Origin of the sequence: Marinifilum sp., from assembly GCF_965230805.1 — a bacterium.
Lineage (GTDB): Bacteria > Bacteroidota > Bacteroidia > Bacteroidales > Marinifilaceae > Marinifilum.
In genome coordinates, this window is the sequence record NZ_OZ246019.1 from 4,616,110 (window position 1) to 4,640,475 (window position 24,366).

Genomic DNA, 24,366 nt, shown 5'->3' on the forward strand with positions numbered 1-24,366 from the left:
ATGATTTACTTAAATGCAATGCCTAAATATCATTAGCAAATAATATTGGTCATTGCTGCAGTTTTATCTATTTTTAGTACTCCGCAAAAGGAGTGCGGAGCTTAATCTCTAAAAACATTACTTATGGATCCGGTATGGTTAGCTATTGCGTTTGGTTTAGGACTTTTGGTCAAATTAATTGGATTGCCACCTTTGGTAGGCTATCTCTTAGCTGGTTTTACATTAAAATATTTTGGCGCAGAATCTGATGATTTAATTCAAAGTATTTCGGATCTGGGTATCACCCTACTCCTTTTCACCATAGGATTGAAACTGAGGATTAAGGATCTCTTGCACCGCGAAATTTGGGGAGGTGCATCCATACATATGCTATTGGTAACACTGTTAATGGCGGTTATTCTATTCGGCCTGAGTTTTAGCTCGCTACAAATTTTTACTGACTTTACCTGGCAACAAGCCTTAATCATTGGCTTTGCACTTAGCTTTTCAAGCACCATTTATGCAGTTAAAATTCTGGAAGAGAAAAGCGAGATGAAATCTGCTTATGGAGTGTTGTCAATTGGTATTTTGATTATACAAGATATTTTTGCTGTACTTTATATTGTTTTGGTTGCAGGAAAGCTACCAAGCTATTGGGCCATTGGCTTACCAGTTTTGTTCGTGGTAATCCGCCCTGTTTTATTATTAATCCTAGAAAAAATAGGACATGGCGAAATTCTCGTTTTGTACGGTTTTTTTCTGGCTTTTATAATTGGTGCAGAGCTTTTTAAATTTGTTGGATTAAAAGCTGATTTGGGAGCATTAATTGTTGGTATTCTTATATCAAATCACAAGAAAGCAAAGGAATTGGCAGATTCTTTAATGAATTTCAAGGACATCTTTCTAATCGGATTCTTTTTGTCGATTGGTTTAATCGGATTGCCAAGCCTGCAAGTTTTGGTTCTCTCATGTGTTCTTGCAATAGTTGTTAACTTTAAAGTAATACTCTATTTTCTTGTTTTAACTCGATTTAGAGTTCGTGCAAGAACCTCGGTATTTACCTCTTTGGCTCTTGCCAATTATAGTGAATTCGGTTTAATTGTGGCTTCCATTGCGCTAGGAAAAGGCCTGATTCCTTCAGATTGGCTGGTTGCTATTGCCATAGCTGTAGCCATTACTTTTATCATTTCATCTCCGCTAAACTCCAATGCTCATAAAATTTACTATGGCATCCGAAAATATCTAAAATCATTCGAAACAGAGAAACGATTGGTTTACGATAAAGCTTTTGATATTGGTGGAGCCGAAATTCTTGTTTTTGGTATGGGAAAACTCGGAGTGGCGGTTTACGATCAGTTGAACCAGACTTATGGCAGAAAAGTTTTGGGACTTGATTATAACTTTGATGTGGTTCAAAGATTGAAAAAAGAAGGCAAAAATATACAGCAAGATGATGCTGCCGATAGTGAATTTTGGGAGAAAATATTCGAGAAATCAAACCATCAAAATGTGCGTTTGGTTATGCTTTGCATGAACGATCACCAGTCTAATCTCTTTGCAATTGAAAGATTGAAAAAGACCAGCTACAAAGGAAATATTGCTACCATTGCCCGATTCGAAGACGAACGCCGTCAGCTCGAAAAAATGAATGTAGATGCTGTTTACGACATCTACTCAGAGGCTGGTTATGGTTTTGCCAATCATGTTTGTCACCAAATTGATATTGGTTGTGAGATCAAAAAACCAATGTGGTAAGCAATTATTTACAGGTTGGTGTTGTTAAGTACATAGTGAAAAGAAGAGCATTTAAACCTTAAGGTTAACGAATCAATTAAATAGACATATAGCGGTTTGTTGAATCTTTTATTCAAAAAAATATCATTTTCTAAATCCTACTGACATAAGGCTGTCACTACTGTCATTTAGCTTTGAGGTATTGTTAATTTAAAATTGGAGATTATGAAACGAGTAACAGCACCTGAAATGACAGTCATCTCGAAAGATGTAAGAACTACTTTTAAAGATTTAATGAAGAACATTGAGGATTTTCCAAAGCAAATTGTAACAGAGGCTGTAAAAGCCGGATTGCACCCTACAGGGCCACAATGCTGGGTTTACACCTGGGAATCCTGTGATATGGAAGCTGAATTTAACTTGAAAATTTGTTTGCCGGTAGCTACATTTGGCAAGTCTTTTTCAAGCAATAAATTCAAACTCGAAAAACTAGAAAAGTACAATCATGTGAAGAAAACACATTTGGGTTCTTGGGAGAAATTAATGGATTCATACGAAATCTTAACAGAGGAAATGAAAGCTGAAAATGTTACAGCCGAACAATCATGTCGTGAATTGTATATCAATTGCGATTTTGATAATCCTGCGAATAATATTACCGAAATTCAGTTTCAAGTAAAGTAAGTACTTTTAGGAGTATTGTTTTGATTGAAGACAATACTCCTTATTTCATCTTTAATCAGTAAGTTGAAAGTTTTGAACAGAACCGACAGATTACAAGCAATATTAACACAACTGCAAAGTAAAAAAATTGTAAAAGCGCAGGAAATAGCCGATAGGTTCGACATTAGCCTTAGAACCGTTTACCGGGATATTCGTGCTCTTGAAGAAGGCGGAGTTCCTATTGGTGCCGAGGCTGGTGTAGGTTATTTTATTGACGATAGTTACTCACTGCCGCCCATCATGTTAACAACCCAAGAGGCCTCAGCCATTTTGATTGCCGGAAAGTTGATTCCTCACACTTCCGATAAAAAGCTTGATGATGCCTTTCAGGCTGCCCTGTATAAAATTAAATCGGTTATGAATGCTGATGACAAAGAGATATTGGAAAAACTCGAAAATTCGGTCAAGGTATATACTGGCATGAGCGAAATTCCTCGGAAAGATTCAATTTACCTTCAGGATATTCAGCAAGCTTTGGTAAAATCAAGAGTTCTATTGCTAAGTTATTTCTCACATTACAAACAAGAACACTCCATGCGCGAAGTAGAGCCCGTTGGCTTACTTTTTTATGCCTTAAACTGGCATTTAATTGCATACTGCCGACTGCGTAAGGATTATCGTGACTTTCGACTCGATCGCATAACCAATCTCGAACTTAAGAAAGAGACCTGTCATCGTAAATTGGATAAAGCTTTTGATGAATATCTGCAAAGAGAAAGAGAGCAATATCAATACTTTGAAATAGAGATTAAAGTGGAACAAAATTTGGCATCGTGGATAAACGAGACTAAATATTGGTATGGATATGTAAGCGAAAAAAAAGTAGGTGATTACATTCGAATGAAGTTTTTAAATCCAGACCTGCATGGTTTTGCTAAATGGATTTTAACCATGACAAATGAGATTGAAATTGTATCTCCAGCCAAATTAAACGACATATACCACAATCTAGTTATTAAGTTATTCGAAAAATACAAGAAGCATTTGCCTTAACCTAAGTCATGATTTTCCCATAATTTTTTTTACATCATCAAACTGCTTGCGAAACGAGCATGATTAAAATAATTATCAAACACACATGATTATTTTGATCTTGCGGTTTTCTTCCAACAAATAAAAAAGATATAAACAGACGATTGATCTTCTTATTAAAAAGCATCTGCCCACTCATTTTTAAAAGTTAATGAGTATCAGCAAGTACTGATTACAAACAGCACTTGTAAAATAATTTTAACTTGCTACTACACCTTAATCTTTTTAATTTTAAGTGCTTAGCTTTATACAGATGAATAAATAAAGCCATTTATTAAAATAAAATCATATGCCTAAAACTTATGTAGAAAAATCGATAACAATTGCGGCTAGCAGCGATAAAGTTAAAAGCATTATTGCTGATTTCAATCATTGGAAAGCCTGGTCGCCTTGGTTTATTTTGGAACCCGACGCAAATGATACCATATCCGATAATGGAAAATCCCACGAATGGGATGGAAAAAGAATTGGATCAGGAATGATTAAAGTTGTTGCCGAAGAAGAATCCGTAATTAAATACGCTCTCACGTTTTTAAAACCTTGGAAATCGAAGTCTAAATCCGATTTTATTCTTGAAAAGCTGAACGACAACAGTACCAAACTAAGCTGGACTATGGAAGGGACTCTCCCATTTTTCATGTTTTGGATGAAAACCATGATGGAGCGCCTAATTGGAATGGATTACAATCGAGGGTTATTGATGTTGAAAGATTATATCGAAAAAGGACAGGTTGATGCAAAGCTCGAATTCCTCGGCGAATCGCAATTTGAAGGCTGCAATTTTGTTGGTGTTAAAAGCACATGCACCATCGATAATATTGGTGAAGTAATGGAAGCTGATTTTAAAAAGCTGACAGACTTTGCTAAAGAAAATGAGAATATTGTTACCTGCGATTGGTTCTCGGTATATCACAAATTCGATTTTAACCGGAATAAAGTAGTTTATACCAGTGGTGTAGGAATCAAATCAGACCCGAGTGAAATACCTGCCGGAATGTTTAAAGGAAACCTGCCTGCCACCAAAGTGCATACGGTAAGGCATATCGGATCCTACGAGTTATCGGGTAATGCCTGGAGTGCAATTATGGCTATGGAAAGAGCCAAAGAGTTTAAGCAGAACAAGAAAATTCCTCCTATGGAGTTCTATCGCAATAGTCCGATGGAAACCGAGCCTAAGGATTTGATCTCGGATGTATGCATAGCAGTAAAGTAAATATTTATAGGCCATAAATAGATGCCAGGGATAAAACCACTTTATATCCCTGGCATTCTTATTTCTGCATCGCTAGTCCTGATTTGCAATCAGGGCGTTGGGAGCTTAGGATTTTAACCCGAAAAATTTAGCTCTGCAAAAGGGATCCACAAATTCTAACGAGTTTGGCATCTTCGCTTAGAGTGATCCTATAATTTAAAAAGGGGCGCTAGCCCTGATATCCAAAAAACAGATTTTGTAATGGAATCATAAACAGATGTCGGGACTAAGGCTCCTTTCTATGACTGACATTCTTATTTCTACATCGCTAGTCCTGATTTGCAATCAGGGCGTTGGGAGCTTAGGATTTTAATCCGAAAAATTTAGCTCTGCAAAAGGGATCCACAAATTCTAACGGGTTTGGCATCTTCGCTTAGAGTGATCCTATAATTTAAAAAGGAGCGCTAGCCCTGATATCCAAAAAACAGATTTTGTAATGGAATCATAAACAGATGTCGGGACTAAGGCTCCTTTCTATGACTGACATTCTTATTTCTACATCGCTAGTCCTGATTTGCAATCAGGGCGTTGGGAGCTTAGGATTTTAATCCAAAAAATTTAGATCTGCAAAAGATTTCTCATTAACCGATTGTTTAAAATCAGCAGGCTACTTGTACCATCAAAAAACGCATATTGTACTTCTTTTTAATGGTATAAGCTCAGCAAAAAAAACAGCCACCGTTTAGGTAGCTGTTCTATGCTTGTAAAATGCAATCTAGTTTACTGCTTCGTCAATCGCTTTTCCCGGTTTGAATTTAACCACTTTCTTTGCAGCGATTTGAATCTCTTGACCTGTTGCTGGGTTTCTACCCACTCTGGCAGCTCTTTCTGACACTGAAAATGTACCAAATCCAACCAACTGCGCATTTTCTCCTTGTGCCAATGATTCCTTAATTGAATCTGTAAATGCATTTAATGCTTTTTCGCTATCCGCTTTCGACAATTCCGTCTTTTCAGCAATTGCTGAAATCAATTCTTGCTTGTTCATATAATTTTTATTTTTAGAGGCGGGAAAATAATAAAAAATCTACAGATTGAGCGATTTTGTTGATATTTCTTAATACAAAAATAACACAACAAATAAACAGTATATTAGTTTTCATTACACCAAATCAAATTAGCCCAAAAATCATCAATAAATATAGCTGTGAATTTCAGGCACTTCCATTATAAATGTACTGACTTACAACTATTGTCCATTGCGAGGAGAATGTGTTGATGTTGTGATTTGCTTGCAGTAACATGTTTCATGATACCTATTTATTAAAATGATCAATCATGCATCTATCTTTGCTGTGTTGACTTACAACGTTTCAATTTTCTTTTATCAGCTTCATTCAGTTGTGATTTGCTTGCAGAATGTATCTTTGATGTGTTGACTTACAACTTGATGGCCAACGCAGAGTGAAATTCAACAGTTGTGATTTGCTTGCAGAATGTATCTTTGATGTGTTGACTTACAACCAGATACTATGCGACTCCCTACATTAGCTTGTTGTGATTTGCTTGCAGAATGTATCTTTGATGTGTTGACTTACAACTTCACTCTCCGAAATCCTAACCCTAACGAAGTTGTGATTTGCTTGCAGAATGTATCTTTGATGTGTTGACTTACAACTAACCAGCTTTAATTGCTGGCCCATTGTTTGTTGTGATTTGCTTGCAGAATGTATCTTTGATGTGTTGACTAACAACAAATGATGCAGGAGGTTATACGGTACCTAGTTGTGATTTGCTTGCAGAATGTATCTTTGATGTGTTGACTAACAACTAATTCGTTTGGAGTATATATCCCTGAGTTGTTGTGATTTGCTTGCAGAATGTATCTTTGATGTGTTGACTAACAACTATATGTATAGACACAGTTTTACACCGCTTGTTGTGATTTGCTTGCAGAATGTATCTTTGATGTGTTGACTAACAACGTCGGTGGGGCGCACCAACGGCACAAGCTGGTTGTGATTTGCTTGCAGAATGTATCTTTGATGTGTTGACTAACAACCAATGGTGTCATGATTTAAAAGTGGATCCTGTTGTGATTTGCTTGCAGAATGTATCTTTGATGTGTTGACTAACAACATTTACTCCCCATGAATAATTGAGCGTACTGTTGTGATTTGCTTGCAGAATGTATCTTTGATGTGTTGACTAACAACCTGGAGCTTTAACGATCTTGTCTTGTTTCAGTTGTGATTTGCTTGCAGAATGTATCTTTGATGTGTTGACTAACAACTGCAATTACCAACTTCGACGGTGCCGAAGCGTTGTGATTTGCTTGCAGAATGTATCTTTGATGTGTTGACTAACAACCTTTAACAATGAGTATGCACACATCAGTAAGTTGTGATTTGCTTGCAGAATGTATCTTTGATGTGTTGACTAACAACTGATTGTTTTTGATGAGCCTTTTCCGCCTTGTTGTGATTTGCTTGCAGAATGTATCTTTGATGTGTTGACTAACAACCAAAAATGAATTTAAGCTTTTCAGAACTACGTTGTGATTTGCTTGCAGAATGTATCTTTGATGTGTTGACTAACAACTTTGGTAGAGGAAGATCCTGTTGAGCTTGCGTTGTGATTTGCTTGCAGAATGTATCTTTGATGTGTTGACTAACAACAGATTGCACAGCCAATGCTAAACAGGTAATGTTGTGATTTGCTTGCAGAATGTATCTTTGATGTGTTGACTAACAACTTTCATCACCAACCTTAAGAGATAAAGCCTGTTGTGATTTGCTTGCAGAATGTATCTTTGATGTGTTGACTAACAACTAATTCTACTTTCATCTTCATCCTTAGATGGTTGTGATTTGCTTGCAGAATGTATCTTTGATGTGTTGACTAACAACACAAACGGCAGGAGTTGGAGCAGACGAACTGTTGTGATTTGCTTGCAGAATGTATCTTTGATGTGTTGACTAACAACAGATGGAGATATGAAAGTTGTTGCATGGATGTTGTGATTTGCTTGCAGAATGTATCTTTGATGTGTTGACTAACAACTGGAAGTGTGCCACGAACGCTAGGACGAAAGTTGTGATTTGCTTGCAGAATGTATCTTTGATGTGTTGACTAACAACAGAATAGAAAATATATCTTCCGTTGATCCGTTGTGATTTGCTTGCAGAATGTATCTTTGATGTGTTGACTAACAACTAGCACAAGAAAGTGAAGGCTATAATACAAGTTGTGATTTGCTTGCAGAATGTATCTTTGATGTGTTGACTAACAACCAATGTCATGCAACGAAGGCATAACAAACGGTTGTGATTTGCTTGCAGAATGTATCTTTGATGTGTTGACTAACAACTCTACATAATGATCCTATGTGGGTGTGACCGTTGTGATTTGCTTGCAGAATGTATCTTTGATGTGTTGACTAACAACGCATGAACCGCCCGCACAATCGCCTCGTTTGTTGTGATTTGCTTGCAGAATGTATCTTTGATGTGTTGACTAACAACGAAGTTGTTTTCTTGCTTGATTCTGATTGGTTGTGATTTGCTTGCAGAATGTATCTTTGATGTGTTGACTAACAACTTACACAACACAACAGATTATTAACTATCTGTTGTGATTTGCTTGCAGAATGTATCTTTGATGTGTTGACTAACAACTGTCTAGTAATAATTGCAAAATCTGTTCCAGTTGTGATTTGCTTGCAGAATGTATCTTTGATGTGTTGACTAACAACCAAGTTCTTTTACTCTACTGCTAATCTGATGTTGTGATTTGCTTGCAGAATGTATCTTTGATGTGTTGACTAACAACAGATTTATGGGTGCTAAAGCTCAGGTTCAGTTGTGATTTGCTTGCAGAATGTATCTTTGATGTGTTGACTAACAACACTATATTGCAGGGTTTTGGAGCTCAGATTGTTGTGATTTGCTTGCAGAATGTATCTTTGATGTGTTGACTAACAACTTCCCATTCTTGTCTGCGAGCATCCGCACTGTTGTGATTTGCTTGCAGAATGTATCTTTGATGTGTTGACTAACAACCAAACTATCTGTATATCAAATAAAGTTTCAGTTGTGATTTGCTTGCAGAATGTATCTTTGATGTGTTGACTAACAACTCTTCAATTATTATATCTTCTGCTGCATCCGTTGTGATTTGCTTGCAGAATGTATCTTTGATGTGTTGACTAACAACAACAGCCAGAGATTAAAATATACGGAACTCGTTGTGATTTGCTTGCAGAATGTATCTTTGATGTGTTGACTAACAACATTAACCGCCGACATGATTTTTGATTGTGCGTTGTGATTTGCTTGCAGAATGTATCTTTGATGTGTTGACTAACAACTAATAACAATATTCTAGCAACAGAACACCGGTTGTGATTTGCTTGCAGAATGTATCTTTGATGTGTTGACTAACAACTCAAGCTTTCCAACTACTCCTTGCTCGAATGTTGTGATTTGCTTGCAGAATGTATCTTTGATGTGTTGACTAACAACTTGGAGCCGTTGCTAGAATATTTAATCCAGGTTGTGATTTGCTTGCAGAATGTATCTTTGATGTGTTGACTAACAACATGAATTTCTTATGAACCTTATTCATCTCTGTTGTGATTTGCTTGCAGAATGTATCTTTGATGTGTTGACTAACAACATTCAAAGTATCTGATGACCCGGATTATCTGTTGTGATTTGCTTGCAGAATGTATCTTTGATGTGTTGACTAACAACCTATCAAGGGAAAGTATCTCACAATAAGAAAGTTGTAGAACACATCAGAAATGAAAAACCCAAGGCTTTTTAGCTTCGGGTTTTCTTGTTATGGGTATTTTTTGAATTCTAAGTACTGCAAAAATCGACAGATTGCTTCGTCCTTTGTCCTCGCAATGACAATATTAAAAAAGCTGTAATTGTTGCACCACTTCAGGCTTTTCAGCTTCTTGTCGGCTATAAAACAATTCCATTGCAGCAAATTGCTTATCGGTAATCTTTAATATACCAACATGCCCATGTTCGGGCAACAAGTACTTCACTCGTTTGGCATGCACATCGGCATTTTCGCGGCTGGGGCAGGTTCGCATGTAAATCGAAAACTGAAACATGGTAAAACCATCTTTCAACAATTCCTTTCGAAATCGGCTTGCAGCCCTCCTCTCCTTTTTGGTATCGGTAGGCAAATCGAAAAATACCAACACCCACATGCTACGATATTGGCTTAAAGCTTCGTGACTCATAAAAATCGGGATACAGTATTTTACGTCGTTCTCTGGCAAAACATTCAAATAGAGAATTGGTAGTTCGGCTAATGGCATTCATCAACGGGCTTTTCTTCCCTCCAATCAATACATCGCAGGTTAATACACTCAATAATTTAGCCTTCTGATTGCTGCTTAAATCTTCTGATGTAAATTCACCATTATAATACATGGGCAGCACCAACTGATCGCAAAACGGACGATAAGGTTCCATTATATCATCGGCCAAACAATAAGCATTGTATTTGTTACGATGAAAAATACCCAGAGTAGGCAACATTCCGCTACTTACCAAAGCACGAGCTACTGCAGCACGAATTAAAGCATAGGCATAGTTCAACTGGGAGTTGGGAGCATTTCCGTAACGCTCCCTCACAAAAGCCACATCGCCCAAGAGCAAATCCCAATACACCCTGGCAGCACGGCCTTCTACATTGTCCGAGTCGCCCGATTTTATTTGCGGAATCAAGGCATGCAAAGGCTTGGCATCCTTTCCCATTTGTTCCAATATCTCTGCCTGATTGGTCAGCTTGGCTGCAACCGTCTGAGCCCACAAATTCTTTTTTAATGGCTCAGATGCTGCAATCTGAATTCTAAAACGCTCACTTTGCAAAGAGTTCCCCGCCAAAGGCATCAACAAGCCAACCGGATGATGTTTCTCATCGCAGGATAAAACCGCCACATTGTTTAGTACCAATTCCGATAACAAAGCCTGACTCAAAGTAACTTGCGGATGATCCAAGACCACCACCCCAATATCTTCAATGGGAATGCTGGCTACCTCCTTTCTTTGTTCTGGTTTCAATACCTTCAATTGTTTGTCTTGCCTACGTAGATAAGCAGGATTTCCAAAGTACAAAGTGCGTTTGATCATGGTATTTACTTTTAAGATTCTGAATACATTTCTACATTACTATGCTTTATAACTTTTGTAATATTTCCTAAACGATCTACTTCGAGCTTCCAACAAATTGCTTTTATTTGAGTTTTACCATCAATCATATTTTGATTCTTTGTTTGTTGACTACCAAAACCAAACTCATCTTTTATCAGTTCATCTTCTGAGATTTGCAATATGTTATTTTCTAACAATTCCTCATAGATTTCCTTTTTCTTCTTATTTTCATGAAACTTCCATATTGGTTTTGCTACTGCATAAGGAACAAAGTTAGCTATACCACCACCACCATCTACAAATTTATAAACACGACTTATTTGTTCTTTAGATAAATTATGGTGATCAACTAAATGAGGATGTTCAATTTCTTCCTGAGTAGGAACATACACCAAATCCAATGGAGAAATAGTAAACAACCATTTATACTCCATATCTTTTGAGCTATCATAGATTCTAGATGCGAATGGATTTAACCTTTTATCCTTATCACATTTTAACTCATCAATCAATAGCATCAACGAAATATCCTCAATTTTACGAACCGTAACTTCTTCTCCTTTTCTATCCTTATAAGTTCCTTTATAAAATCCTAAATACAAATTTGAACCAGCATCAGTTTTTATATATTGCTCGTTCTTTATGTAATCTTTAGATCCATAATCTTCTTCACAAACTTGTCTTTGTTTGCCAAAACCTTCTGATATTCTTACTTTTTTAATTGGAGCATGTGCTTTCCCTTTATTTAGTCCTCTAAGAATTTCTGGTTGATTTAATACTTCTATTTCTTCTGGTGTAAAGGCAAACTCAGGATGTTCCGTTATATCTGAACTTTTTGTATTAGTTCGAACCAAATTTGGATCTTGCATTTTATCGATGAAAATATTCAATTTAGAATAATCCGTTTTATTAAATTTATACTTATTGCTTTCTAAGTATGTAACAAAATCATCAAGAGAACTAAAGTTATTTTCCGGATCTTCAACAATAGAACAAATTTCAGTCCTTTCAATTGAAGCATCAATATAGTTTATAGCTTGTGTAAAAGGAAGTTCTAGAGTATCGAACCTTTCCAGATGTCTTATTAAAATCTTCCGAATACCAGAATCGGTTATCGTTTTAATCTTTTTTCTATTAAATGAAGAGTCGAGTTTTTTTCTAACCACTATTTTTTCTGAACCTTTTATAGTTTTCTTACCATAAAAAGTATCCTTTCCCAGACTTCTTCTAATTGCCCAATTGTATTTTTGTCCATTATCTGTATTTTGTTTGCTTGTTTGATTATTAGAATCTTTATAATGATTTACAGTTTTGTTTATCACTCTAAGGTTTTGCTTAAAAGTAACGATAGTATTCTGCAACGCATCTAATACCATTGTCTTCCAGTTTCCGTGATACTCAATTTCTCCATAGAAATAATCTTTCTTTAAGACTGTATTTTCTCTTGAATCAATAGCATCAGGCTTTCTTTTTTCACCAGGTCGCATAAAGTACCAATCATTATCCTTTGGGTTCTCTTTATTTGGAGAAGAATACATGATATTTCTTTTCATCGTAAGACGATAAGCTTCTAACTGTTTCTGCTTTCCAATATCTTTTAAGTGAATTTTTGAATTAATATTATTCATATAATTCACATGTCCTCTTGTACATAAAGCTACAATTAAAGCATCCAAAGCGTGATGACGATGATCTATACGTTTTATATCATAGGATTCGTCTTTTTCTCTTATTGTTTTGTTTAAGTTACAATTAAAGAACTCTTTCCCGGTTTTAGCTAACTGTACTTGACCAAATAAATTTGATTTAGTAAGCTCATTCATTCTAATAAACCTTGAAGAAACCAACTCTGTCCATACCTCATTTAGTTGCCAGGCTTTTTTAAGATCTGAAGTTATTCTTCCTGTTACTGGCAGAACATTTCTCGAACAGAATTCAAGTTCACCTTTAGCTCTTACAATATGACTCAACAGCTCCATTGCTTTACGTGCAATATGCCTTGCATTATTTAGTTGACTATTGGTAAAACTTTTGGGAATCTCTCTGGAGAGAAGGATATGTTTTTTATTACCAGAGAATTGTTTCAATACTGTTGCTACGTATTCGTCATCAGAAATAACCCTAACTTTTTCATTATGTGCAGAACAGTATATTTCTCTTTTTCCTGGATTATTTATGAATTCCCGACCAGTTTTATTACTCTTTTCTTTATTAATCTCAAATTCACATACAACTTTATTACTTAATGAATTGTTCGTAACAGAGGCTCGGGGAAAAATGTGGTCAATGTTGTACTTTTTCCCATCAAACAAATCAGTCATACTAATAGTTTTGTTAGTGTATGGAGATTTATATCCTTGTTCTATCCAGAGTTTATATTTTTCAAAAGTTTCTTTTGTAATAGGATTCCTAAGAACCTTATCAATTTCATCTTTTTCGGCTTTCTTTTTATATTGATGCTGATTTAAAACAGAATCTTCAACAATCTTTAAACGCTCAAAATGATCCTTATTTTTGGGGCTTGCATTGTATGGTTCACAACAGAGAAACTCCTCTAACACTTGTCTTAATCGTTTATTTTGCTCTCTATTAATTTTTTGATTGTCTGTATCCCTCTTTTTTTCTTTTGCTGATTTTTTAAGCTCTCTACCTACTTCTACATGAATTTCAGAAAAGTAATTCTTTTCACTGTCACCATGATATTCCCAAATATCAGCAACTACCTGCATCATCTCCAACAAAACTTTTTCAGCAATTGGATTGTTCAATGAATGTTGCTTAAGTTCTTTATGCAACTCATTCCTTATGTCCTCTGGAGAATTCCAATGTTTTGCTTGTGCCAATTCAGAATGGCGTCCATAAATTAAATATGAAGCTTGGCTTAAATTCAATTTTTGGAAATCTGTAATATTTGAAAAACCTCTAAATGCATTAAATAAACCTTTCGGGAAAGGTAACTTATTATTTTTAGGAGCAATTTCAATTACATCATCGTAATTAATGTTTCCAGAACTAAAGTCTATTTTTTTTACTTTGTCAAGTATTTCTTGTTTTCTGGCTTCTTGTTGTTCTTTCCATTGAACAAACCAATTCTCATTTACCCAATAATCAGTTTTCATGCAGCTTCCCATTCTAAGATATGGGATAAATTTCTTCAATGATTTTTCTGAGAACGCACAATATTGGGATGAAAATTTCGGATAATTAGCAAAGTCCTTAATGATATTATTCTTTACTTCTTCGCTGATATCCCATTCTTCAAAGTAACCTTCGAAAAATGTTTTTATGCTTTTATTGTCATTGGCAACTCTTTCCTTATAATTTACTGAATAGAGATAATGCCATAATTTTACCTCTTTTTCTTTAGTCAAAAAAACTTCATAATCAGTAAATCCACATCGCCTAAATCTGGTAACAAAACTAACTCGTGTTTGATTTCCTTTTAACTCTTCATCTTCCAGGAAATTCCAAACATAGTTGCTGTTTTTTGATTTGTAATCAATCTTAAATTTCCTTTTACAAAAGCTAAGAAATTGATTTTGATTTATTGATTTGCATTTATTAAATTCTTCATAAAGCTCCTGATATATTTCTTCGTTAAAATATTCATTTGTGATATCAACATTTGTAGCAATTGTTCCCGTATCTTTATTCTTTTGTTCTAATTGGATAAGTTTTAAACTGTGTATTTTATCCCAAATTCTATACTCTTGAAATAAGGGATGAGTAGTAGGAGCTACCTTTCGATACATAGGGATATAATTAATCTCACCAGAATTCTTATCAACTGTTTCTTTCCAGTATCGAACCTCATATTTACAATTCGAAATTTCTGACTTCTTACTTTTTAGTGGACGTTGATATAAAAGGATATCTTCTACAAGTAAATGTTGTATCGCTTCTTTGTTATTTAATAAAGATTTAGCATGTGAATCATTATTAGGATATAACATTCTTACACATTTTTCAAAAATATCTTTATCCCTTAAAGTATCATGAAATTTTCTTTGGGTACTAATAATTTGCTTAAGTTCTTGACGATAGAATTCACGATCTAATACCTGGAACATACCACCAATAATCTTCGTGCGCTTACCCGTTTGAGCATCTTGCTTAAGTACACTATAAATCTTCGGTGAGATAAATTTATTCGCTTCTCCTGTTTCTTTATAATTAAAAGTAAGAGCTTCTTTCTCGGTTTTCTTTTTTAATAAGGTCCAATCACTAGAATTATCACTAAAATCCGGCTCTCTAAATTTTCTTTCTTTACCCTTAACTTTCTTTATTTCTCCCTGATGTGTATACTTTGTTTCAATTATATAATCATAACTTTTACCTTTTGCACTAAAATATTTATTTGTAAAGTTCTTTTTCGGTGGTTTTACTTCTATCCAACCATTATCGTAAATAATACTAAAATTGTGTTTTCCATCTTCCTTTTGATATTTTACATCTGTTATCTGTAAATTAAAAATATCAATAACAGTAAATTCTACTTCTTTATCTTTAATATTACCTTCAATATCAACCTTCGATGTTTTTATTACTTCTTTTATATCACCGGTAAATGTAAATTGAGTTTCAGTATATTCTTTATATTTAAATGAAATCGCACCATCAAGAGTAATGTCAAAATATGTACTCCCATTATTATCAATTTTCCTTTCAACATGAGTTACATGTAAATCAAGTTCCTCGATAATTTCATTGTCTTTAGTCGATTTATCTTCGACTTCTATTTTTTCATAACCCCTTTTTTGGTTATAGCTTAATAAAACCCATGCTAATTCTTCTAAAGAGATCTTTTCAGAGAGAGCTTTTTGTCTTAAATAGTAGAGTGTCCAATCATAAGGTATTCGTTTTCCTTTCTGATTTTCCATGCCAATTTCATCAAGCATTTCTTGATAACTATCCTTAAATAGAAAGTTTCTTTTTTTATTTTTTCCTGTATCATAAGCTATTTTTGGCTCTTTAAATAATTTAAATTGTCCACATCTCTTATTGGAAGAATTTGTAAAATTTATATCTAACTTGTAGTGCTCGGGCAATGAGTCCAATAGATTCAAGACCAAATGAAGTCTGTCTCTACGGAGTAGATATCGTTCATTTAGTCTTCTTATTCCCCTTCTTTCAGTTCTTAATGCTGCTGAACTCTTAATCTTTCCTTGACTTTCGAAGTCATTAATTTCTCCGGCATCCATAGGCAATATTCGTGAACCTAATCCAATAATTCCTAATTTTCCATTATCATGATCTATTTCAACTAATGCCCATCCAATCGAATTGGTACCTAGATCCAATCCTAATATGTTTTTTTTCATACTCTCTTGTATTTTATATTTATTGTTTCTATTTTTGATCCACATTCTGTAAGCAAATCACAATAAGGATTATTCCGTTGTGAAAACATTTAAAGCGGCATTTGTCGCTTTTTTTGTGTCTGTATTTTTTACCCTAATTTCTCGGTTGTAGGCTGTCATAACAATTAACCAAGCCGTTTCTTGCAGAAAATCAATATAATGGTAAGAAGTGTCAGTCATTAATTTAAGTAGTGTTTATATTCATATAAAACAAACAATATGTAAAGATATGAAAAAATAAGCTACGCTAAACAGTATTCTTTTTTGTTATTTAGCCCGTATCCTGATTCCGGCTGCTAACACTACAAACCAAAATTCGATATAATCAAACCTTTCAGCAGCAACCCCCTGTTTAAGACGCCGAACCCATTCCCAATATAAGTTTTGTGTGTATTTGTGGATCTCTTTTGCAGAGCTAAATTTTTCGGATTAAAATCCTTAACTCCAAAAGCCCTGATTGCAAATCAGGACTAGCGATGTATCAAAAAACAATCTGTTTTCTGAATGAAAAATGCCAATAATAATCCCAATCAATTGAAGAAATACAAATCTCTAAGGACAGAAAGGGGCGTTAGCCATAATATCTTAGTAGAAAAATAAGCTATGGCAGAAGAAGAGGGGCGCTAGTGTAAAGAATGCTAATTCCCCGAACTAATTTTTTGACCTATTTTCCTTTCTACTGCGTTAAGCTTTTTCGCCGTAGCTACGGCTATGCCTGTAAACCTTGCCTTGTAAAAAGAAAAATATTTTCAAAAACTTTAATTCGTTTTATTAACACTCTTCACACTAGCTCTGACATCTTTAAAATGAAACACTAAGCAGCAACCCCCTGTTTAAGACACCAAACCCATTCCCATTATAAGTTTTATGTGTATTTGTGGATCTCTTTTACAGAGCTAAATTTTTCGGATTAAAATACTAAACTCCAAAAGCCCTGATTGCAAATCAGGACTAGCGATGTATCAAAAAACAATCTGTTTTCTGTGTGAAAACAAGAACTTACACCAACTTACAGAACTTTTTATTTCTCTTCTAAGATCAATACCACTTTATTAAAATCAGCGGCAGCGTTAACCACTTTTCTAAATGCCTCAAAGTATTTTTTATCGGTATAGATTTCGTCGTAAAACTCATCAATCTCTACGATGTACTGATTTCCCTCGATACGATGTTTTGATTCAAATTTAAATACGCTTTCTCCATTCATTTCGTGCGAAACATTTAGATCTGCAACTTCGGGATTTGATATACTGAAATCTTTGGGAATGGTAAAATGTATGGTTCTTATATACCAACGTTTAAAATCATTTACAACATCGGCCTTGCGCTCTTCTTCCTGGTACATTTCAGTTTGGGGACCAATACTCTCACCAATATTCACCAATATTTTATTTCCTGCCATCTCCATAAAGTCTTCCGATTCCACATCAGCATAAATAATAAATTCTGCATCCTTGGCCTGTTCATGTTTCGATTTTTCATGGGTAGTCATTTCCTTATACTCGGGCTTTCCAAATTTGGAAGCCATGATATTCTTTATGAATTCGGCCTTGGCCTTTTCATCCATCATGTTGTAAAATTGCTTAAAGTAACCTCCGCTTAAACCCTTAAAGCAACGCTCGGTAATGATATGAGTGGTCCCCTCATCTACATTCAGATCCATTTTAATAAACATGTGGTCGTAATTATCGTGGTAGTCCAATGCTTTTATCTCCTTTATATGCGCCACTGCCGACTCAAAATCGCCCACCTGAACCAAATGAACAAATAAGCCATTGGTTGCACCAAGCAATGGAGGAAAAACGCCCAATCGATATTCAAAGTTTCCCGGAGCAATATATTTGTCTATTGCAGGTAGATAAATCAAATACTTGCGCAAATAATCCCACGAACTAAAGTCTTTGTCCAAAGGAAAAACATCGCGATCGGATGCCACAACAATATTGTGCTGTATGCCTAATTTCTTAAACAAATTAACATACAACTTCAGAATTCCTCTTTCGCTGCTAACCTTATTTTTGGAAACAAACTCCAGATCCTCAAAATCGGGGTGGTGAAATTCCTGAATTAAGATGTTCTTTTTAAGGTACTCTTCAATGCTTGCGATTTTATCTTCCAAATTGTTAGAAGATACATCGATGTTAGCAATCATCTTATCCAATACCTCATAATCTTTTGCTTGTAGTATATAATTGTTCTCATAAATGCGTTGAGCCACATTATCCCATGTTAATATGGGAAAGTTCCCTTGTCCCTTATTGTAGGCCAACCGAAATTCAATGCGTGCTCTTCGAGGATTTACAAATGCATATTTCTCTTCCTTAAGAGCAGGAATATGATTCATTTCTGCCGTATAAATGTTGCGTTTCTCTCCCAGTTCACTCTTTAGTTGTATTGGTGCATTGTAAGCTTTTGTATCGTAAAGCAATGTAGTCGGAGAACTTAGTTCCCATTTGGCTTTCAATACGGGGTAGGCATACTGAAAGTAAGTTCGTCCGAAATAATCCGAAGGAATCTTTTTGCTTATGATGTACTCAATGTCATTGCCTACTTCTATTCCATCAATGGCAAAGATTTTATAATTATCGCGACTTTCATCGTCGGTTACCTCTTTAATACTACTTTTATCGAAATCAACCACTTTGCCATTTTCATTAATGGTTCTGGCTTTAATATCCAACAGTTCAACCCCATTCCCTATTTCGATAGATAAAGTATTGAGCTGATTCACTGCCTTGTGATTTAAAGCTCTAAATTTCTTGTGAATGGTTTGAAATACAAAAAGGTTTCCCTCCTCGTTATGGAAATATTCGTAACGTTCGAATACATAGAGTGCAACACGATCTTCATTGGTAAATTCATCTGATATGTTCGAATATGTTGGATTCTTCTCCCAAGAATATTCACTAGGTGCGATTTGTGCCAAAGCCATCAGTTGGCTAAAAACAAGGCAAATTGTGATATAATGTGCTTTCATAATAGTAATGCTTTAATTTTCTTGATGTTTCAGAACAATGGTTTCCCTGTAAGCTTTATTCAGTTGTTTAATCATTTTATTCCAATTGGTAAATTCTGATTTTGGCAAGTTTAAGAATTGAAAATTAATGCTCTTTTCCAGAATTACCTTGTTGTCCTCCGTTTTGTACACAATGTTAAAGCCGAATTGTTTGTTGCTGTAACTTGAGTTTTTTGGGAGATATTTCAGCTCGTAATCAGAGGGTATTTCTAAACTGGTTACATCAGTTTTTGTAAAATGAAAATCGTTACCAATTGGCGCAATAGAGACAGTTGTATCTGCCTTAAAATTCTTATACTCCCGCTGCAAATTCAAGTTCAGATAAATCTCATCTTCGTAGGATCTTATGTAATCATCCACCTGAAATTCGTAGTGGATATCTATGGATTTCTCACGATCCTGAAGTGGGCTGATTTCATAATTGGAAACTGTGCACTTGTTGTTGCCCTTATTTAAGATCTTATTCAACTTCTTCTTCAAACGTTCTTCATTCTGATCATAGAGAGCATAAGCCAATTCCATACGGTTGTATCCTACATGGCTACGTTTTCCTTTGCCACTCACCATTTTTTGATCAATTTGAATTTGAATTGAATCAACGATTTGGTTCTGGTAATACGGCAGCACAGGGAGTCTAAAAATCTTGTACTCATCCTTATTAATGCTCAAAAGAATATCTTTTCCCTGAATATGATCCGGAACCTGACCAAATTTCAGATGGCGAATGGTTCCGTCCATTACAATTAAAGAATCTTGATTCAGGTATGCAGCAACCATATGATTGTCGGTCTGAATCGTTGGCAATTCTTTGTAAGAGTAAGGTAAATTTCGTGTTCCCACCCAAGCGTAGTAACAAGGTAAACCAGCACAATCCATCATACTTTTAATAATACTGGTCATGTCTTTGCAGTCGCCATATCTTTTTTCGAATACCTTATCAGCAGAATTTGGCACAAAACCTCTCATCCCATCCTCAAAGGCAACATATTTGATGTTGTCCTGAACCCAATAAAGAATTGTTTTTGCCTTTTCATCATCTCCTTCAACTCCTTCTAAAAGTTCTTCAACAAATACCTTTAGATCTGCCGACTCAGTTTTTAAACCTTCAATATTAGAATAGTAGAAAGCATACAAGTCCTTCATATTTCCATAGAATGATTTCGAAACACCCTTGTACTTAACTTCACTAAGAATAGGTATGATATGAGGTGAGTAATACAAAATATTAAAGTTATCGTTTCCTGTTTTCAGCTCCGGAAGCTTTGTCGCTTCCCACACCATGTATTTGTACTTGCCTTTTTTATATTCCGTAAATTCATAAGGCAGGTTTTCGCCGTGAAACATACGATAATCCATCACGATATTCTTGTGGTACTTGATCACAAATTTTGAGTGCATGCAAGGAATAAAAGATTGAAAGAAGAACTTCCTAAAAAAACGCTTATCCTTGTAATCTACATGATATTGCAAGGATGTTACAGCTCCCTTTTGCACATTGGGATAGGTAAAATGAATCAATTTGGAATCGTCGTAAAATATTGAAGTCGAAATGTCGTGAGTCTCTTTAAAATTATTGGTTTCATACTCGTCGAATTTTTCTCCCGCAGGTACATAGGTTTTTGCGTTTATATCTCTAACGCCAGTAAAACCGGAATAAAAGATATTGTCATTCGAAAAGGCTTTGGTATGCTGATTCAATATTAGAATTTGCTCCTTTACATTTTGAGAAGCCACTACTTCTCCTTCTTTAAAATCCAATAGCAAATGAGCTTCCTTCTCCAAAAAAACTGCATTGTATGCCTTGTATTTTTCCTTTAGGATGTCTAAATCATACTTGAATTGAGCCTGCAAGCATAAAGGCAATAAAGCCATAAGAATGAAAATGCTTTTCTTTGTCATCATAGTTCTTTGTAGCCAATTAGTTTACCATTCCAATATTCCTCTACACTAGTTAACTCGCCCGTTTCATTGTAGTTTTTAGATTGCCCGAACAAAGCGCCCATCTTATAAGTTTTTTGTCTTTTAAGCTTTCCGTTCGTACGATAAGTGCAACATTCACCCTCTTTCTCATCCTGAGCGTAATGATTTTTACTTCTCAAATTTCCATTCATATCTCTCAGAATCTCTTCACCTGTTTTATCTCCATTGGCATATTCCATTACCAATATCTCTTTTCCATTTCTGAAAAAGTGAGTTCGTTTGCCCTCGAACTTTCCATTTTTGTATGTGCATTCAACACTAGGCTTTCCATTGTCGTAATAGGCCTTTATTGTTCCGCTCCCGTTTTCAAGATAAATGGTATCGCACAAAGCTCCATTTTTGTTGTACTGACAGGCATAAATTTCACCATCAACATATATCTTTTTAAGCATTAAGTTTCCTTCCGGATCGTAATAAAACAAATCGCCATGCTTCTGGTCATTTTTGTAGTTCGATTGAGATTTTATCTGTCCGTTTTTCCAATAAACAGTGTAGGTAGAATCCAATTGATCTGCAATGTAATGATAGGTTCTCTCCAATTTACCATCATCGTAATAATCATTCCATTCTCCTTCTCGATATCCATCGAACAACTGACCTTTGGTTTCTATTTTTCCATTTAAATAATATCGGAGGTAGTCTCCCGAGGCATTGTCATTTTCAAAATGTTTCTCAACAAATTTGCTCCCATCGGCATGGTACCATATTAAATTGCCATTCATCTTTCCTGCTTGTATTTCGCATTCTCCTTCAAGGGTATTGTTGCAGTTCATAAATTTGCGTTTGTTAGCGGTGAGCAAAATTTGTGAATTCATCACTTTCCCTTTCTGATTGTATTCACAAATCTCTACCGGAACATCTTTAACTAATTTGGTTCTTAGTATTGGTTTTCCATCAACGGCATAGTTCCACATCCATCCTGTTGCCACTCCCTTTTTAAATGAATTCTCTTGCTCCAAGCTGCCATCAACATAAAAGTTCATCCACAAACCATCCATTTTCCCATCAACAAATTGTCCTTTTACTTTTACATTTCCATTGTTGTGGTATTCGAAGTATGCACCATTTTCCTTTCCATTGGAGTAGTTCTTTTTGTAATGGATATTACCATTTTTATAATACAAAATCACTTCCCCCTCTAACAATCCATTCTTAAAATGCGATGATTCCTGAACTTTTCCGTTACGATAGTATGAGAAACGCTCGCCGTCTTTATTTCCTTTAACAAATTGCCCTTTGGCTACCAACAGCCCATCAGGACTATAAGTTTCGTAGGCAAAGCTTCCATCATCCGATCCACTTTGTTTGATCGTATCTCCTTTGGCATTTAATGAAATACTTGCAATAATGGTATCATTTCTGAACTTCTCAATGATTTGAATCTTCCCATTCTTATAAATTGAATAATCACCACTCAATTGTCCTTTATCATTGCATTGGTACTGATATAAAATATTTCCTCGGTTATCAAATTCACTAACCGCTCCGGTTTTTTTACCATCCTTGTAACGAATCTGTGATTTCTTTACACCATTTTTGTGATAATATTCCCAGGTGCCATCTTCTTTACCATCCACATATTTTCCTGTAACCGACAAGCTTCCGTCTGAATAATATTCGGTATACCCGCCTACTCTTAATCCGTTGTTAAACTTAACTGCATAAAACAAGTTGCCATTGGGATGAAAACGCTTGTAATCGCCATGCACCTCTTTATTCTTGTAGGTAAATATGGCTAAAGTATCACCAGTTGGATAAAGAGCGTATCCCGGTCCATCTAATATATCATTCTGATAATGATTGAGCTCTGCAATAATTTTGTTGGGAAACAAGAATTTTACATCTCCTTCCAACACCCCCATTTGATAATTTATGGCAGTTCTTTGGTTTCCATATGAATCGAAATCCATATAAATTCCGTTTAGCTTGCCATCAACATATGAGCAAGTAGTTTCTTTATAGCCATTTACATTGTTGTAGATCCATGCTCCTTCTTTCTTTCCATCGATAAACTTACCTACTGCTTGCAAACATCCATTCGGAAAATAATATTGCCACTCTCCGCTTTCCTGTCCTTCTGAATTTAAATTCCCAATAGATTCCAATGTACCCGAATCGTTATGCTTACAAGCTATTTTTGTACTATCATTAATCCATCTATAGCTTCTATAATGCCCCAGGTAATTACCAGTTGCATAAAATTCCTTTAAAGATTTTTCATTGTCCTTCGACCACTGATTAATGCTTTTGCGACGTGCAGAACGCAATACCGTATTTAACAACTCTTTTACAAAACCATTGTTTTTGGTGTTTTGATAAAATGGAAAGTAAAACTCTGCCCAAAAATCTTTCTCATTTGTATCATATGGCAATTTTTCAAGAATCAATTGGGTTTGTTTTACCAATGAAGCATTAAACTCATAAGCAGGCTTAAAACGAGAGTTCAAAACAATTTTTGCCCTAAAATAATGATCCAGGTCCTCAAACAGTTCATTCGGAATAAAAGGATCAATTCTTTTTCCTACATAGCTGGTATCGATATAATTGTTTGACAGATTTTCCAAACAAATCAATGCCTTGTTGCTTCTATCTGAATTTGGTTCGAGCAAAAGAAATGTTTGCAGCGACATAAACGCATGGCTATACTGTCCCTGAGCAGCTGCAATTTTTCCCAGCATCAAATGGCTGGATGTGTGAAATGGATTAGACTTTAAGGCCTTCTGAAAGTATTCAAACGCTTTTGAATAATTTTCTACCCGATAATAAGTTATTCCAAGATTATAGAGTAATAAATAATCGTAAGGATATTTGTTCAAAGCCTTGGCATATATTTCAATTGCTTTATCCGTATCTCCCTTTTCATCATATGCCGTGGCCATGGTTCTCATGATATGATTTTCATAAGCACTTGCATCACTCAATGCCTGTTCGCATGTTTCTATCGACTTATCATACTCTTTATTCATCATATAGCTCATCGCCAATTCACTCATCATATGCAAGTAGTTGGTATCGGCAGGATGAACTTTTTTATAGATTTGAATTGCTTCGGAATATTTTCCCTCATCGTATAGGGCAATTCCCTTCTTAATAAATTCGAAAGAGTTGTATTCCTGATTGTAGGCAAATAGTGCATACAATAAAAACAAAGTACATAGAACATTTTTTTTCATGAGA

At 35.2% G+C, this 24,366-nt stretch carries 11 protein-coding genes and 1 CRISPR repeat array; of the genes, 4 read left to right on the top strand and 7 right to left on the bottom strand.

Annotation, left to right across the window (positions count from 1 at the left end; all coding sequences use genetic code 11):
- The first annotated feature begins 123 nt into the window (after window positions 1–123).
- From ACO05S_RS18010 to ACO05S_RS18025, 4 genes are all read left to right on the top strand, one after another.
- On the top strand, window positions 124–1,734 hold the full coding sequence (locus ACO05S_RS18010; RefSeq protein WP_421919404.1) for a cation:proton antiporter: 1,611 nt from the start codon (window positions 124–126) through the stop codon (window positions 1,732–1,734).
- A 204-nt stretch (window positions 1,735–1,938) separates the two neighbouring features.
- Window positions 1,939–2,397 (top strand): hypothetical protein, encoded by a 459-nt coding sequence (locus tag ACO05S_RS18015; protein WP_421919405.1) that lies wholly within the window; start codon window positions 1,939–1,941, stop codon window positions 2,395–2,397.
- A gap of 24 nt (window positions 2,398–2,421) precedes the next feature.
- Window positions 2,422–3,429 carry a helix-turn-helix transcriptional regulator gene (locus ACO05S_RS18020; RefSeq protein ID WP_421919406.1) on the top strand — a complete coding sequence of 336 codons (1,008 nt, stop codon included), beginning with the start codon at window positions 2,422–2,424 and terminating at the stop codon, window positions 3,427–3,429.
- Between the two features lie 328 nt (window positions 3,430–3,757).
- Complete coding sequence (locus ACO05S_RS18025) at window positions 3,758–4,681, top strand: SRPBCC family protein (RefSeq protein WP_421919407.1); 924 nt, start codon at window positions 3,758–3,760, stop codon at window positions 4,679–4,681.
- 754 nt (window positions 4,682–5,435) lie between these two features.
- Here ACO05S_RS18025 and ACO05S_RS18030 read toward each other — a convergent pair.
- The 7 genes from ACO05S_RS18030 to ACO05S_RS18060 all read right to left on the bottom strand — a co-directional run bounded on the left by ACO05S_RS18030 (window position 5,436) and on the right by ACO05S_RS18060 (window position 24,362).
- Window positions 5,436–5,747 carry an HU family DNA-binding protein gene (locus ACO05S_RS18030; RefSeq protein ID WP_421921299.1) on the bottom strand — a complete coding sequence of 104 codons (312 nt, stop codon included), beginning with the start codon at window positions 5,745–5,747 and terminating at the stop codon, window positions 5,436–5,438.
- A gap of 313 nt (window positions 5,748–6,060) precedes the next feature.
- Window positions 6,061–9,414: direct repeats of the CRISPR family, unit length 47 nt; unit sequence GTTGTGATTTGCTTGCAGAATGTATCTTTGATGTGTTGACTAACAAC.
- Window positions 9,415–9,578: 164 nt separating this feature from the next.
- A complete protein-coding gene (cas2, locus tag ACO05S_RS18035; RefSeq protein ID WP_421919408.1) occupies window positions 9,579–9,917 on the bottom strand; it encodes a CRISPR-associated endonuclease Cas2 in 339 nt (112 codons plus the stop codon).
- A complete protein-coding gene (gene cas1, locus ACO05S_RS18040) occupies window positions 9,886–10,812 on the bottom strand; it encodes a type II CRISPR-associated endonuclease Cas1 (RefSeq protein ID WP_421919409.1) in 927 nt (308 codons plus the stop codon). Before cas1 ends, cas2 begins: the two co-directional genes overlap by 32 nt.
- A gap of 11 nt (window positions 10,813–10,823) precedes the next feature.
- Window positions 10,824–16,154, bottom strand: coding sequence for a type II CRISPR RNA-guided endonuclease Cas9 (gene cas9, locus ACO05S_RS18045; protein WP_421919410.1), 5,331 nt, complete (start codon window positions 16,152–16,154; stop codon window positions 10,824–10,826).
- Between the two features lie 1,060 nt (window positions 16,155–17,214).
- Entirely contained in the window at window positions 17,215–19,170 is a 1,956-nt protein-coding gene (locus ACO05S_RS18050; RefSeq protein ID WP_421919411.1) for a DUF3857 domain-containing protein, read from the bottom strand.
- Window positions 19,171–19,182: 12 nt separating this feature from the next.
- Window positions 19,183–21,111, bottom strand: coding sequence for a transglutaminase-like domain-containing protein (locus ACO05S_RS18055; RefSeq protein ID WP_421919412.1), 1,929 nt, complete (start codon window positions 21,109–21,111; stop codon window positions 19,183–19,185).
- Window positions 21,108–24,362: a tetratricopeptide repeat protein gene (locus ACO05S_RS18060; protein ID WP_421919413.1), complete on the bottom strand. Its 3,255-nt coding sequence runs from the start codon at window positions 24,360–24,362 to the stop codon at window positions 21,108–21,110. The genes ACO05S_RS18055 and ACO05S_RS18060 overlap by 4 nt, the downstream gene beginning before the upstream one ends.
- Window positions 24,363–24,366 lie beyond the last annotated feature (4 nt).

Excerpts from the sequence above, each read along its gene's own strand:
- ACO05S_RS18060 (WP_421919413.1), bottom strand. The coding sequence starts at position 24,362 with ATGAAAAAAAATGTTCTATGTACTTTGTTTTTATTGTATGCACTATTT.
- cas9 (WP_421919410.1), bottom strand. The coding sequence starts at position 16,154 with ATGAAAAAAAACATATTAGGATTGGATCTAGGTACCAATTCGATTGGA.
- ACO05S_RS18010 (WP_421919404.1), top strand. The coding sequence starts at position 124 with ATGGATCCGGTATGGTTAGCTATTGCGTTTGGTTTAGGACTTTTGGTC.
- ACO05S_RS18015 (WP_421919405.1), top strand. The coding sequence starts at position 1,939 with ATGAAACGAGTAACAGCACCTGAAATGACAGTCATCTCGAAAGATGTA.
- ACO05S_RS18050 (WP_421919411.1), bottom strand. The coding sequence starts at position 19,170 with ATGAAAGCACATTATATCACAATTTGCCTTGTTTTTAGCCAACTGATG.
- ACO05S_RS18025 (WP_421919407.1), top strand. The coding sequence starts at position 3,758 with ATGCCTAAAACTTATGTAGAAAAATCGATAACAATTGCGGCTAGCAGC.
- cas2 (WP_421919408.1), bottom strand. The coding sequence starts at position 9,917 with ATGAGTCACGAAGCTTTAAGCCAATATCGTAGCATGTGGGTGTTGGTA.
- cas1 (WP_421919409.1), bottom strand. The coding sequence starts at position 10,812 with ATGATCAAACGCACTTTGTACTTTGGAAATCCTGCTTATCTACGTAGG.
- ACO05S_RS18055 (WP_421919412.1), bottom strand. The coding sequence starts at position 21,111 with ATGATGACAAAGAAAAGCATTTTCATTCTTATGGCTTTATTGCCTTTA.